Source organism: Methanobrevibacter olleyae (assembly GCF_900114585.1).
Classification (GTDB): domain Archaea; phylum Methanobacteriota; class Methanobacteria; order Methanobacteriales; family Methanobacteriaceae; genus Methanobrevibacter; species Methanobrevibacter olleyae.
In genome coordinates this window covers 1-14753 of the sequence record NZ_FOTL01000030.1, presented here as the reverse complement: position 1 = coordinate 14753, position 14753 = coordinate 1, and the positions used below count along the sequence as shown (strand labels likewise).

12 protein-coding genes are annotated in these 14753 nt (G+C 24.9%); 9 read left to right on the top strand and 3 right to left on the bottom strand.

The features are described 5' to 3' along the window. Positions 1 to 442: 442 nt before the first annotated feature. Both BM020_RS07815 and BM020_RS07810 read left to right on the top strand, forming a co-directional pair. Positions 443 to 967, top strand: a complete 525-nt coding sequence (locus tag BM020_RS07815) for a hypothetical protein (RefSeq protein ID WP_074798792.1) — start codon at positions 443 to 445, stop codon at positions 965 to 967. 345 nt (positions 968 to 1312) lie between these two features. Further along, complete coding sequence (locus BM020_RS07810; protein WP_074798803.1) at positions 1313 to 1897, top strand: nucleoside/nucleotide kinase family protein; 585 nt, start codon at positions 1313 to 1315, stop codon at positions 1895 to 1897. A 208-nt stretch (positions 1898 to 2105) separates the two neighbouring features. On the opposite strand, the gene BM020_RS07805 is transcribed toward BM020_RS07810, so the two are convergent. Then, positions 2106 to 2648 carry a nucleoside monophosphate kinase gene (locus BM020_RS07805; RefSeq protein ID WP_074798790.1) on the bottom strand — a complete coding sequence of 181 codons (543 nt, stop codon included), beginning with the start codon at positions 2646 to 2648 and terminating at the stop codon, positions 2106 to 2108. Positions 2649 to 3147: 499 nt separating this feature from the next. Here BM020_RS07805 and rnc point away from each other — a divergent pair, with 499 nt between their 5' ends. Continuing rightward, on the top strand, positions 3148 to 3816 hold the full coding sequence (rnc, locus tag BM020_RS07800) for a ribonuclease III (protein ID WP_067146304.1): 669 nt from the start codon (positions 3148 to 3150) through the stop codon (positions 3814 to 3816). 297 nt (positions 3817 to 4113) lie between these two features. Here rnc and BM020_RS07795 read toward each other — a convergent pair whose 3' ends face one another. After that, positions 4114 to 4377, bottom strand: coding sequence for a hypothetical protein (locus BM020_RS07795; protein WP_067146306.1), 264 nt, complete (start codon positions 4375 to 4377; stop codon positions 4114 to 4116). Between the two features lie 377 nt (positions 4378 to 4754). Between BM020_RS07795 and metX the strand changes: the two genes are divergently transcribed. The 6 genes from metX to BM020_RS07765 all read left to right on the top strand — a co-directional run bounded on the left by metX (position 4755) and on the right by BM020_RS07765 (position 13907). After that, entirely contained in the window at positions 4755 to 6227 is a 1473-nt protein-coding gene (gene metX / locus BM020_RS07790) for a homoserine O-acetyltransferase MetX (RefSeq protein ID WP_067146308.1), read from the top strand. A 241-nt stretch (positions 6228 to 6468) separates the two neighbouring features. Next, a complete protein-coding gene (locus BM020_RS07785; protein WP_074798788.1) occupies positions 6469 to 7929 on the top strand; it encodes a sodium-dependent transporter in 1461 nt (486 codons plus the stop codon). Between the two features lie 497 nt (positions 7930 to 8426). Beyond that, positions 8427 to 8981 (top strand): LemA family protein, encoded by a 555-nt coding sequence (locus BM020_RS07780; protein ID WP_067146312.1) that lies wholly within the window; start codon positions 8427 to 8429, stop codon positions 8979 to 8981. A gap of 229 nt (positions 8982 to 9210) precedes the next feature. Next, positions 9211 to 10998, top strand: a complete 1788-nt coding sequence (locus tag BM020_RS07775; protein ID WP_074798786.1) for a DUF2207 domain-containing protein — start codon at positions 9211 to 9213, stop codon at positions 10996 to 10998. 952 nt (positions 10999 to 11950) lie between these two features. Beyond that, positions 11951 to 12220: a hypothetical protein gene (locus tag BM020_RS07770; protein ID WP_067146315.1), complete on the top strand. Its 270-nt coding sequence runs from the start codon at positions 11951 to 11953 to the stop codon at positions 12218 to 12220. A gap of 397 nt (positions 12221 to 12617) precedes the next feature. After that, positions 12618 to 13907 carry a TIGR02710 family CRISPR-associated CARF protein gene (locus BM020_RS07765; protein WP_074798784.1) on the top strand — a complete coding sequence of 430 codons (1290 nt, stop codon included), beginning with the start codon at positions 12618 to 12620 and terminating at the stop codon, positions 13905 to 13907. A 512-nt stretch (positions 13908 to 14419) separates the two neighbouring features. Here BM020_RS07765 and BM020_RS09465 read toward each other — a convergent pair. Then, the coding region (locus tag BM020_RS09465; protein ID WP_159428547.1) for a transposase at positions 14420 to 14753 on the bottom strand (334 nt) is incomplete at its 5' end.

Genomic DNA, 14753 nt, shown 5'->3' with positions numbered 1-14753 from the left:
TTTTAACTTTGTAGAAAGCATGTAAAATTTAGATTAATATAGAATTTTTTTACCTGTTTTATTTAAGCAATCATTTTAAACTCTTTATTTTTATTTTTAGTATCTAATTCAAATATTTTAAAAGAGGGTTTCTACAAGGCTGATTTTTAATTATTTTTATTATTACTCTTTTTTTAATTTTTAATTTTTAATTATTTTCATTGTTAACTTTTTTTTAATTTTCATTTCTTTATTAATTATTCCATTTAAAAATTATTATTTATATTTCTTAATAAGGTTTAACTAATTTTATAAAAATATCAAAAATTATTTATTAATCAACGAATAAAATAATATTAATTAATTTTTAATAAACTTAAGACATTTTAAATTGTATAATTTTTTATAAATTTAATAGGGTTTAATATTGTATTATTTTTATTAAATTTTAAGGAGAGGTAATATGAAATTTAATAGGATTGTTATATTAGCTATTTTAGCAATATTGGCAGTTGTTTTAGCAGCTTCTGCATCTGCATTTGATTTAGGATTTTTAGGTGGATCTGATAGTGAACCTCAAAAAATAACTGTAGGTGGAATAGATTTCCAAATTCCAGCAGGTTTCACTGAAAACGAAAAGTATAGGATGGACAATGAAACTAGTTCTTCTAGTGGTTCTGATTATTATATGTCTGCTGTTGGTTATGAGGATGGGTCAAAACAAAATGCTATTTATGTTATGGTAGCTGATTATGGTGAATATAATGTAACTGATGATGTACTTAATTACGTTGCAAAATCTATGGATGGTAAAAAGAAAACTATTAACGGTCACGCTGGATATATAGCTAAACAAACTGATAATAGTACTTCTTCAATGTTACCAGTTACTGATGATATTTATATGTTCATGTATGAAGAAAATGGTGATTTAGTTTTCATTGGTGCAACTGATGAATCTTATTTCAATGATGTAGTTTTAAATTAATCTAAACAATTTTAATTACATTATTTTTTCTTTTTTAATTTTTTTAGTCTTTCTTTTTTTAATTAGTTTATTTTTTATTATTTAATTTATTTAATTAGTTTATTTTTTTAATCCGATTATTTTATTCCTGTTTTATCTTCTTTATTTTTAATATTTTCATAAAACTTTATAAAATAGTTTTAATAAAATAATAGTTAATTAAGTTATTATAATTATTTAAAATATCAATTGAAAATATATTTATTTATATTAAAACTATAATTAATTATTTTTATACTTATACTATTTTAATGGATTTTAATTAATCGGATTTTTATTTATTTTAATTGTCTAAGAGATGTTATGATGAAAAGGTTTATTGCTATAGATGGACTTGATGGTTCTGGTAAAGATACACAAGCTAGACTTATTAAAGAAAAATATGAAAAAGAGGGAACTGTTATTGTTCGTTCACATCCTACATCAGACAACTTTTTTGGTAATAATTCAAAAGCTGCTTTAGAAAAAGGTGGAAAACTTAATAAAATAATTGCAACTTTGTGTTATGGTGGAGATGCAATTAGATCTGTAATTAAGTACTACAATAAAGCAGATACTGTTATTTTTGTAAGGTATACTTTAGCTGTTTCTTACTTAAATAAAGTTGTTTATGTTTTAGTTTACAAACTTGTATGTTTTGTATTACCTGTTTCTGAATATTTCTTCTATTTAGATGTCTCTCCTGAAAAATTAGTTGAACGTGTTCAAAATAGAAATGAGAAAGAGGAAATGTTTGAAAATTATGATGCTTTTGTAAAAGTTAGAGCTAAAGCAGAAAATGTGTTATACAATTGGCATGTAATTCCAGCAGATGATTCACCTGATGTTATCTTTAATAAAATAGAAACTATTTTAGATGATTTAGATTCAAAATTATTAAATGAATCTTAAAGATTAAAATAGAAATTTTTTATATATGATTAAAACAGTTAAAAATAGTTAGAATTAAAATAGAAATTTTTTATATATGATTAAAACAGTTAAAAATAGTAAAAATAGTTAAGATTAAAATAGAAATTTTTTATATATAATTAAAATATTTAAAATTAAAATAAAATTAAATAATGTAGAGAAATTATTAAAAAAGTAATTAATGGATTTAATCCATTTCTTTTTCAAAGAATTCAACTACTTGTTCTTTATACTCTTCGAAAGAGTCTTCATTTTTAATTAAATAATCAGCAGTAGCTATTACAGAACCAATGCCGAAATCTAATTCTCTTTGATCTCTTTCTTTAAAGTCTTCATAGACACTTGAATCGTCTTTTCTGTTTCTTAAAGTAACCCTTTCAAATCTAGTTTTAGGGCTTGCATAAAGAGAAACAGATGTAAAATTATCAAAGTTCACTTCAAACATTTCAATTTCGTATGGACTTCTAATTCCTTCAACTAAAATTACTTTTGCATCTGTATCTTTTTCTAAAAATTCTTTAATTTTTTCAATAGTTAATTTAGCTACAATATATTGGCCATGTTCTTCTCTTAATTTTCTGGCAATTGTGCCAATGTTTTCTCCTCTTTCAGCAGCTTTTTCTCTTATGATATCTCCCATACTAACTACAACTACACCTTTTTCTTTTGCCATATCAAAAAAAAGGCTTTTTCCAGAACCGGGTAATCCTGTAACTCCAATTACTTTCATTATAATCCCATTTTTAATTTTTTAGATTTATTTAGAATTTTTAGAATTTATAAAATTTTATATTTAGAAAAATTTTAGCTTCATTAGAATTTTACCTATATAAAAGTTTTATTTTCATTAGAATTTAAGCTAATGGAAAATATATTTATATCTTTAATTATTATTAAGTTTATCTTAATATTTTTAATAAAAATAGAAAAAATTTTAAAAATTTTTTTAATTAAAATAATTAATTTATTTAAGGTTTATATACTACGTATAACAAATATTCAACTAGGTATAGTTTTATACATTATCATATTATGGTGTTATATTATAACACTATATTAAGCGTTATATTATGATGTCATATTATAGTGTTCATGTTATGATAATTTAATATTAATTTATTAAATGTGTTAATAGGCTAATATTAAATTATTATAATAATTCATATCTTAAACTTAAAAACACTATTTTTAAACTGTACTCTTATAATTAATATTTTAGAGTGAATTAAATGAAACTATTAGAAAAGTTTAATATTGTTGCAAATAATGAAGATTTATATAAAATAGCCTTTACCCATTCGTCATATAGTGCTAAATATGAATTAGATTATGATTATGAAAGACTGGAATTTCTTGGAGATTCTGTTTTAAACATGTTAACTTCCGAATTTTTACAAAATATGCATCCAAGTTATAGTGAAGGAAAATTAACCAAACTTCGAGCAAATTATGTTTGCCAAAATGCTTTAATTGTCTATTCTCATGAAAATGACTTAGATAAAAGCATTAAATTAAATTTAGAAGATAATGCAATCAGTGATAATGAGGTTATTTCTATAACTGCAGATGTTTTTGAATCCTTTTTAGGTGCTATTTATCTGGATCAAGGAATAGAAAAAGCTAAAGAGTTTCTAACCCAAACTGTTTTCCCATATATTGAATCTAAAACTGTATTCTTTTATGATTATAAATCAACAATTAAAGAATATGGGGATGCTGAAGATCTTGAGGTTTATTATGAATTACTTGAAGAACATGGTGCACCTCATGATAAGACCTTTGTAATGAGAATTTTAATAGACGGTCTAGATTATGGTCATGGTGTTGGAAAAAGTAAGAAAGAGGCTGAACAATTAGCTGCTTGTAAAGCTATTGATAAATTAAAAATAGAAAAATAGTTTATTTTATAAAATAATTTATTCTATAGATTGATTAATTAAATTTACATTAATTCTTGTTTTATTGACTGATTAATTAAATTTATATTAATTTTTATTTCATTGAATAATTTATTAGATTTAGAAATAGTTTATTTTATAAAATAATTAATATAGAAAAATAATTATTAAACTTATTGTTAAAATGTATTAATATAGAGAAATAATTATTAAACTTATTGTTAAAATGTATTAATATAGAGAAATAATTATTAAACTTATTTTAAAATGTATTAATATAGAAAAATAATTATTAAACTATTCCTCTTCATATATTTCAAGACAAATATCATAAATTGTATCTAAATCTTCTTTTATATCAAATTCAATGTTGTCTGGGTTTTTTTCATTGAAATAATTAATTACTTTCTCTTCATCAATTTCTTGGCTATCTATTAAATCTAATATGAATTTAGCTATTATTTTACTTGTTTCAATGATAATAATATCATTAAATAACATCTCATATAAATTGATTAATAAATCAGTGTTGTTAAATTCGGTTTTATTTTTACTTGACATTTTATCCCTAATTTTCTTCTGTAAATTTATTATATTGATTATATGTATTAATTCTTACTATTTAATATTTAATAGTATTAAGAATTTTAATAAATAAAATTAGTAATTCTTACTATTTAATGTTAAGTTAATTAAATATTCTTATATATACAAATAAATATAAATAGTATTTTAGTTAAATATAAGTAATGAGACAAGTTTTTAAATGTTTGGGAAATATTCATTTATTTAATTAGAATATAGAAATTAAAAAAACTTTAATTATTCTAATTATTCCTTAATTTAATTATATGGTAAATTAAACTGTTGAAAAGTATGCTGAGTTAATTCGTTTATTTAAAATTCAGTATTCTTAAATTATAAATGGTATTAAAAAAATGAAACAAAAATCTGTTGGTAGGGTTAAAAATAAAAAATTTGCTATTAAAGATGACTTAAAGCTTAGTTCTGGTAAAACTCTTAGTAATGTAGAACTTAGTTATGAAACCTATGGTGATTTAAATTCTGCTAAATCCAATGCTATTTTAGTTTGTCATGCACTTACTGGAGACGCACATGCTGCAGGCTGGCATTTAAATCCAGCAAAACCTGGATGGTGGGATATGATAATTGGTCCAGGTAAGGCCTTAGACACTGATAAATACTTTGTTATATGTTCAAATGTATTAGGCGGATGTAAAGGTTCAACCGGCCCATCATCAATTAATCCTGAAACTGGCCAGGAATATGCCCTTGATTTTCCAATAATAACAATTGAAGATATGGTTCATGCACAGAAGAAACTCATAGAATATATAGGTATAGAAAAGTTATATGCAGTTATCGGAGGTTCTATGGGTGGAATGCAAGCATTACAGTGGGCTGTTTCATATCCTGGAATGATGGAAAAAGCAAGTATCATTGCAACAACCGCTAGATCATCCCCTCAGCAAATTGCTTTTAATGAGGTAGGTAGACAATCCATTATCTCAGATCCCTTCTGGAATAATGGAGAGTACTATGGAAAAGAACGTACTCCAAGGTCTGGTTTGTCTGTAGCTCGTATGATTGGACATATTACCTATCTTAGTGATGAGTCAATGTATAAAAAATTCGGAAGAGACTTACAAGATAGGGATGAACTTAGCTATGATTTCGCTTTAGATTTCCAGGTTGAAAGCTACTTACACCACCAAGGTGAATCTTTTGTAAGACGTTTTGATGCTAATTCCTATTTATACATTACAAAAGCAGTTGATTACTTTGATTTAGCTATTAACGGTTCATTATCTGATGGGTTAAAGGACATTAAGGCTAAAATACAAGTTATTGCAGTTGACTCTGATTGGCTATATCCTGTAGACCAATCTAAGGATTTATTAACTGCTTTACAAACTAATGATACAGAGGTAATTTATAATGAAATTAAATCTGACTATGGTCATGATGCATTTTTACTAGAAAATGGTCAAATGAATTTCGTTTTATCTAATTTCTTATCTGAAAATACTGTAGAAGATGTAATGAGAACTGAAGTTCCTACAATTCCTATTGATTCCACTGTAAAAGAAGCTGCAGTTATTATGTTTGATGATGAAATTACTCACTTGCCTGTTGTTGATGAAAACAATCTTTTATTTGGCATAGTTACTGCATGGGATTTATCTAAATCAATAGTTGAAGATTGTACTGAGTTAAGAGAAGTTATGACTAAAGATGTTAAAACTTGTAAATGTGAAGATTCAATTGAACATATTGCAAGGCTCATGAAAAAATTCAATATTTCATGTTTACCTGTAGTGGATGATGAATTGAATTTAGAAGGTATTATTACAACTGATCAAATATCCCATCTTATTTCTAATTATTAAACCCAAGCTTTTTGAGGCTTCGCCTCAAAAACCTTGACCAAAATTCTTATTGCTACTATTGAGGATTTGGATTTTTTTATTTTTTGCTGTTTTTATCTTTTTAAATACTAGTTAATTTAAGATAAATTTTTATATTTGTATAAATAAGGGTATGAATGATTTAAATACTGATTGATTTAAGATAAATTTTTATATTCATATAAATAAAAGTATAAATGATTTATATAAGGGATTAAATAATATGGGTGAGAATTTAGAGTGGGATAGCTCCCTTTCATTTATCTTTGCTATGATCGGAGCTGCTGTTGGGCTTGGAAATATTTGGAGATTTAGCTATGTATTATACTCCAATGGCGGAGGATCTTTTTTTATTCCTTATTTCTGTGCTATAGCAATTATGGGAATTCCATTTTTAATAGTTGAATATGGTATTGGATTCAGCTTTAAAGAGCCCTTTTCGAAGATTCTAAAGAAAATTAACAAGAAATTTGAATATATAGCGTGGATGCTAGTTTTATTTGTTTTTATAGTTGTAATTTATTATATGGTTATCTTAAGTTGGGATATGGTATATCTTCTAACAAGTTTTACATTTGCTTGGGGAGCTGATACCAGTGCTTACTTTACAAATACCGTTGGAGGAAGTTCTAACTTAGCAAGCGCTGGCTTTTTACTCATTCCTACAACTATTTGCCTAGTTATGATGTGGGTTGTTTTATGGTATATTTCCCATAAAGATCTTGATAAAGGTATTGCTAAGGCTTCTAAAATTTTAATTCCCTCTTTATTTGTTATTATGATTATCATTGTTCTTTATGCCATTACATTACCTGGACATATGATTGGTATAGACACTTTACTTAGACCAAAATGGAATATGCTTTTAGATATTAATATTTGGCTTGCAGCATTTGCACAAATTATATTCTCTTTAAGTATGGGCCAAGCAATTGCTTTAACTTATGCAAGTTACTTACCAAAAGCTTCTAAATTAACAGATAATGTATTGATTGTAGTTGCTTCTAATTCATTATTTGAAATATTTACTGCATTTGGTGTATTTTCAATACTTGGTTATATGTCATTACATTCAGGAATGGCAATGAGTAAACTAGTTACAGAAGGTACTGGACTTGTCTTTATTGTATTCCCAATGATTTTTAACATTATGGGTCCAATTGGCAGAGTTTTAGCACCTTTACTTTTTCTTGCAATCTTATTTGCAGGAATCACTTCTGCTTTAGGATTCTTTGAACCAATATTATCTTCTACAAGTTCTAAATTTAATTTAAGTAGAAAGAAAACTGCAACTATTTTATCGATTATTGGCTGTTCCTTTTCAGTTTTACTAACTACTGGAATCAGTAGCTATTTAGTGGGGATTATTGATTCATTTGTAAATCAATTTGGCATTTTACTTTTAATTAGTGTACAATGTATAATATTTGCCTGGTTCTATAATATCGATGATTTAATTCCGATTTTAAATGAAAACGGTCATTTGAAGGTTGGTAAAACATGGAGATTTATAATCAAATACTTATTGCCAATTGTATTGTTGGCAATGTGGATTTATGGTATATATAATCTATTCATGAGTGTAGCTACTTTTGAATTGATTGTTGACCTTATAATTATAGGTGCTGTTTTAGTATTTAGCTATATTCTAACCAGGCTAAAACCAAGAGAAGCAGAAGATTAATCTTTTTAATCTTTTTAGTCTTTTTAATTTTTTTAATCATTTTAATCTTTTTAATCTTTTTAATCTTTTTAGTCTTTTTAGTCTTTTTAATTTTTTTAATCTTTTAATCTTTTCTTTCTATTTTTTTATTAAAAATACTTTGATGTATTTTTACTAAACTTATTTAATTTATATGGAATAGGATAACTCTTTAAAAACAATTTAATTAACTAAAAACAATATAAATCTTAAATTTTTTATTTATAATAAAATATTCTATTTTTATATCAATTTTAAATTGAATATAGTAAATTTTTTCTAAAAATAATTTATTTAATTAAATTAAAATACAAAAAAATAAATATCTAAAAAATAATATATACTACTATAATAATTATAATCTTGATTTATAATATTTTTTAAAAATAGAATTTTTAAATTCTAATTCAATTAATTTTAAAATTTATATAAATCAAAGGACTATAATGATTATAAAACAAATTCTCGTAGGTGAGATTATGGATATTTTATTAATAATTTTAATTGTTATAATAATTGTTATTATTCTAGCTATTGTAGCTCTTTACAATGGCCTTGTAACTGCAAGAAATAAAGTTAAAAATGCATGGGCTCAAATTGATGTTCAACTAAACAGAAGAGCTGATTTGATTCCAAATTTAGTAGAAACTGTAAAAGGTTATGCAGGTCATGAAAAAACTGTATTTGAAGATGTAACTGTTGCAAGAGCAGGATTAATGAATGCAAATGGTGTAAAAGAAATTAGTGATGCAAATAATCAACTATCAAACACTTTAAAAACTTTATTTGCTGTTGCTGAAAATTATCCTGAATTAAAAGCTAATGAAAACTTTAAAGAATTACAAGATCAATTAGCACAAAGTGAGGATAAGATTGCTTACTCTAGACAATTCTACAATGATACTGTTTTAATGTATAATAATAAGTGCCAAACATTCCCAAGCAGCATTTTTGCTAATATGTTTGGATTTAAAGAAGCTGACTTCTTTGAAGTTGCTGGAGAAGCAAGATCTGTACCTAAAGTTGAGTTTTAATTTAGTTAATTTATTTAAACTTGAATTCTGGAGTATGTTTTTTTTATTTAAACTTGAATTCTGGAGTATGTTTTTTTTATTTAAACTTGAATTCTGGAATGTAGTTTTTAAAACTAATTCTAGTTCTATTTTAGTTTATATTTAAAATTAACATGATTTCTAGTTTAGAATATTATATTAATGTATGGGGTAATAATGATTTTCTCCATATATTGATTAGGAGAAATATATGAATCTTAAAAATAAAGAAATAGTTATTCTTTTAATCTCTATATTCTTTGTATCTGTATTACCTACAGTATCTGCTGTAGATTATTCTATTCCAAGTGCAAATATAGATATACGGGTATATGACAATGGATTAATCAATGTAGCTGAAGAAATTAACTATCATTTTGATAGTTCAGCTAATGGTGTTTATAGAGACATTCCTTTAAAAAAGAATCAATCTATTGAAAATTTAGATATTAGTGTAGATGGAGCTTATGCTAGTTATAAAGTTTATAAGGAAGATGGAAAGGAAAGAATAAAGATTTATCTTTACAGTGATGCTGCAAAAACTAAAAAAATTAGCTCTGGTACTGATGTTAAACTAACTATTAAATATGATTTTACCCATGTTATAAAGATCTATAATGATGTTGGTGAGCTTCAATATAAAGTTTGGGGTGATGAATGGGAAGAAGATCTAGGTTCTTTAAATGCTGTAATCCGATTCCCAGATGATAAAAAGCTTGAATATTGGATTAATCCAGCTTATAGTGATGCGAAAGCAGAATGGACAAACGGATCTTTGCATATTACTAGCCCTGGTGTTTCTGAAGGCCAATATGTTGAAGCTAGAGCTATTATTCCATTAAGTGAATTCTCATCAAGCACTCCCTATGCACAGCATATAAATAAAAATGCTACAGATGAAATAAGAGGTTTTCAAGAAGATGAAGCTAATTCACAAAATTTTCTAAGTACAGTTGGAATTATAGTGGATTGCCTTTTAGTTCTATTATGTCTTATTCCTCTTGTGATTTATTATAAATTTGGAAGAGAGCCAAAAACTGGTTATCAGGGAATCTATGAGCATGAACCACCAACAGATGATTCTCCGGCATTTGTTAATGCATTAATGGGTGGATTAAGTAAAAATATTGGTGAACTTGATCAAAAAGCTTTCCAAGCTACAATTATGGATTTAATTGATAAAGGGAAATTAGGTGTAGACTCTGAAGAGGATACAGAATTTACTAAAAACACTTTCCTAACTATTAAATCTACTGATGGTTTAGAAAGATATGAAAAAGAATTGATTGATATTTTGAAAAATTATGAATTAAATGGCAGAATCAGTTTAAGTTATATGCAAGATTGCCTTAGAGAGGAATCCCAAGCAAGGTCTTTCCAAGATAGATATAAAAACTGGTGTATAAACTTTAAAAATGACTATTTGCCAGATGAAGTACTTAGGGAATACTTTGATGAAACTGGTTCTGATTATATGTCATTCTTTGCTATAGGTGCAATTGCTTTAGCTATTGTTGTTGGAGTTATCTCTATTTTCTTAAACTTTAAAGGAGACTTTATTACTTTATGTTTTGCTATATTCTTTGCAATTGTTGGTGGTATTTGCCTAGTTTTACCATCTGGAATTGGCGGTAAGTACACCTTGAAAGGAAAACTCTATAGTGAAAAATGGGATAAATTTAAAAAGTTTTTAAAAGATTATTCTTTAATAAAAGAGCATCCTCCTGAATCTATTGCTATATGGAATAAGTATTTAGTTTATGCAACTGCTCTTGGTGTAGCAGATAAAGTTTATAAGGCTATGAAATTACATGTGTATGATGGATTAAATGATGATTATTACACCACTAATAGTTTATTCATGTTCTATTATCTTGGCGGATATAACCATATAAATAATTCATTTAGTACAGCATCATCTACTATATCAGCTGCTAACAATGACTCTGTTGGAGGAGTTGGAGGCGGTTCCGGTGGTGGAGGTGGAGGTGCCTTTTAACCAAGCTTTTATTGGCCTTCGGCCAATAAAACCTTGACCAAAACTCTTTTTGTTGCTGTTGAGTAAATGGATTTTTTATTTTTTCTTTTTTATTTATTTTTTATAAAATTTATTTAATGGCTTTTTTTTATTGGGTTTATTTAATGGCTTATTTTTTTTGTTTATTTTTTATTGGGTTTATTTAATATCTTTTTATTTAAAGTATTACTTTTTTAAGAAGTTTATTATTACTTTCACATTGTTACTTCTTTAAAAAATAATACCATTTATAAAGAGTATTACTAATTTAAGCTTATTTAAACACTTAGTATTAAGAAAAACTTTATAAGATTATTACTACAATATAAGACATAAGTATAATATTACTTTTTAGTTAATTTTTATTATTTATTAAAAAAATCAAAAATATTATCACTGTGTTACCTTTAAAGACTAGATGATAAGAATTATATTAAAAATTGATATTATGCGAATTAAGTTAATAAGTATGTCATTACTTATTTTCTCTCCTTAATGCAATTTTAGATAAGATTATAATGATTTGTAGATATTAAAAGTTTATTTAAATCTTAAAAATCACTACAATCCAAATATTATTCAATAAATATTCTAGAAATCGCAAAACATTATATAATAGCAATCTCTTCTACAAATTGTTATAATCTTTAACTTTGCTTTTTTTATTAATTTTTTAATCATTTCTTTAAGTTCTAGAAATCTTTTCATGCTGTTTTTTATTAATTTACTTATTTTAAGCAGATTATCTATTTTTTTTAAAATTATAAAATTATATAAAAATTTATATTAAATTTAAATTATAATAAATAGTATAATTTAAATTCTTTTTATTTATTTTTAATAATTTTTTTTAATTAATCAACTTTCAATCTATAATTTAAAATAAGAAATCTTTATAAATAATCAAGTTCATAGGTTTATAATTGGTGATACATTGACTGAAAAAAGACTTAATTTAAGAAAACTAGAAGAAGAAGGAGAAGAACCTAATCCTAATCTAAGTCTTCTTATGGCTGCATATTTATTAGGTTACCTTAAATCTGAAAAGGGAGATAAAATAGCAGATGGAGATATTGAAAACTTATACATTGGTACCTGTTTATCAATGGGAATAGGTCCTGTAGAAGATATCTCAGAGCTGTTTTCACTATTATTTGACACAGAAGAGGAAGATGATGATAAAGCTCTTCAATATTATGCTTAAATAATTTCTTTTTTTCTTTTTTTATTATTTTTATTAAGTAACAACTAAACTATAGTTTACTTGTTAAATTATAATGGAACTAATTATTTATATTTAGCTAGTTAAATTGATTTGATTTGAGAAAATTATATTATTTTACTAAATTGATCTAAAAATTGTATTATTTTATTAAATTGGTTTCATCTAATAGAATTGTATTATTTTACTAAATTGATCTAAAATTGTGTTATTTTATTAAATTGATCTTATTTTAAAAAATTCAATAATTTTAAAATCTTTAAAATGACTTATTTATTTAGATAATTATAAATAATTTTAAAAATAGACTAGTTTTATTCATTTAAATTATTTAATCAAAACAAATTATCTAATACTTTTACTTATCTAAAGTGGTAATATGAAAAGAAAAACAAAAACTCTATTTATGACAGTAGGTACAGGGATAAATCCTAATTCAGATATAGAAGGACATAAAAGATTAGCTAAAGGAATATATGCTTCACTACATAAAATCTATCCAGATTATATAATATTTTTTGCATCTGAATTATCTCAAAATACAATAAAATATATTAAAGAATTATTTGAAGCGGATGATGATGAGTTTATAGAAGGGGAAGATTATGAAATAGTTGTCATAGAACAAATCGATAACTTTAACCATTGTTTTGAAGCTTTTGAAGCTAAAATATGGCAATTTGATATTTTATCTGAAGATAAAGGTGAAATAATCATGGATTATACCTCTGGAACTAAAACAATGTCTGCTGCAATGGCTTGCTGTGGTATGTTTTATTCAAAAGACCTTATTACAGTAAGTGGAGATAGAAAAAATGGTATTGTATCACTTGGTACAGAATCGATTCAATACCAAAATCTTTATAAAGTCTATGATAGGTTTTCTCTTATGAGAGTTAGAAATTACTTTAATGCTAATCGCTTTTACACTGCAGGGGAAATATTAGAAAATATTGTTGATACAAATATTCACAAAGAAGACCTTTTAAATCTGGTTAATGCATATTATGCTTGGGATAATATGGATTTTGATATTGCATATGATTATTTAACTAAAGTTAATCTAGATTATTTAGAGTTTGCTGAAATTAGAGATGATTTAAAGATAAACTTAAAAGCACTTGGAACTATAGTACGCTCTCCACATGAGAATCTAAAGAACTGTTATATTCTTGCAAGCTTGATTAATAATTCGATAAGAAGAGCTGATGAGTATAAGTATGATGATGCCATTGCTCGGCTATACAGGTCTTTTGAATTAATTGCACAAATTAGACTTAATTCCTATTGCCTCATTAGTTCAGATATAGATATTAGTATACTTTTAGAAAAAGGAGTCAGTGAAGACTTTATTAAAGACTTGGAAAAAACCAGATTAGATGGTAAAATAAAAATAGGTTTGATTAAAGACTTTGAGCTATTGGCAGAGCTTGATGATGACTTAGGTAAATACTTCATAGAAAATAGAAATAAAATTAATAATTTAACTCAAAATAGAAACAATTCAATCCTTGCCCATGGCCTTGAATCTTTAAATAAAGAAGATTTCGACAAATTTGAAGAACTTGTAGAAAACCTTGCCCATAAATTAGATAAAGATATGGCTAAGTTTTTAAAAGAAACTAAATTTGCTAAATTTGATTTAAGATTAAAATTGAATAGGATTTAGTTAAAAAAGAAAAAAATAATGGAATTTGATTGGTTTTTTATTAATTAAATCTCTAACAATATAACACAAATCATCATTTTATTCTGTTTTTCCAGTTTGGAAGTTAATTATTTTTTGATTCATGGGGTTTAGCTTCTTTATTAATTTTTCCATTAGAATTTGCTTTTTTTAAAAATAGTGATTAATTCCATTAGAATTTGTTTTTTTTAAAATCCCTTAGAATTTCTTTTTTTTTAAAAAAAATAGTAATTAATTTTTTTATTTAAAGTTTTAAATATATTTTATTGAATATTTTTATTTAAAACTTAAGGATTGTGTTTTTTTTTTAAAATAATCATGTTTATTTTTTATTAGCTCCTAAGTGTTTTTTTTTAAAAATCTATGAAAAAATGAAAAACTTTATATACTAGTTGGAACTTATAGTAAGTAATTGGAAAAAAATTCAATCCAATAAAAAAAGTATCTTGTTGTTAAATTATAATAATATATTTAAAGCCTTGTAGAAACCCTTTTTAAAAGATTTGTACATGCCTGTAGAAATTATATAAAACATCTTTTAGCTTGGTTTCTTTATTACGTAATTTATCGTTGCGTGAAAAGTTTATACCTGAAAATATTTGCTTTATAACAAAAATTACACTTTCAACATTCATTCTTCTAGAATAGATCTTAGGTCTGAAAATTGTTGAACTATTTAAACGATAATGACCATTTTTGGCTCTTGTTTTAAGTGGTATTTGCTCAAAAGCTAAAGTTTCTTCATTAATACATTTTCTTATTTCTTCAGAATCATAAGCTCTGTCTGCTAAGAAATAATGAGGTTGATATTTCTTTGTTTGCCTAATA

What these genes read in the sequence shown, in the direction of transcription:
- BM020_RS07815 (WP_074798792.1), top strand. Translation starts at nt 443, where the DNA reads ATGAAATTTAATAGGATTGTTATATTAGCTATTTTAGCAATATTGGCA.
- BM020_RS07810 (WP_074798803.1), top strand. Translation starts at nt 1,313, where the DNA reads ATGAAAAGGTTTATTGCTATAGATGGACTTGATGGTTCTGGTAAAGAT.
- BM020_RS07805 (WP_074798790.1), bottom strand. Translation starts at nt 2,648, where the DNA reads ATGAAAGTAATTGGAGTTACAGGATTACCCGGTTCTGGAAAAAGCCTT.
- rnc (WP_067146304.1), top strand. Translation starts at nt 3,148, where the DNA reads ATGAAACTATTAGAAAAGTTTAATATTGTTGCAAATAATGAAGATTTA.
- BM020_RS07795 (WP_067146306.1), bottom strand. Translation starts at nt 4,377, where the DNA reads ATGTCAAGTAAAAATAAAACCGAATTTAACAACACTGATTTATTAATC.
- metX (WP_067146308.1), top strand. Translation starts at nt 4,755, where the DNA reads ATGAAACAAAAATCTGTTGGTAGGGTTAAAAATAAAAAATTTGCTATT.
- BM020_RS07785 (WP_074798788.1), top strand. Translation starts at nt 6,469, where the DNA reads ATGGGTGAGAATTTAGAGTGGGATAGCTCCCTTTCATTTATCTTTGCT.
- BM020_RS07780 (WP_067146312.1), top strand. Translation starts at nt 8,427, where the DNA reads ATGGATATTTTATTAATAATTTTAATTGTTATAATAATTGTTATTATT.
- BM020_RS07775 (WP_074798786.1), top strand. Translation starts at nt 9,211, where the DNA reads ATGAATCTTAAAAATAAAGAAATAGTTATTCTTTTAATCTCTATATTC.
- BM020_RS07765 (WP_074798784.1), top strand. Translation starts at nt 12,618, where the DNA reads ATGAAAAGAAAAACAAAAACTCTATTTATGACAGTAGGTACAGGGATA.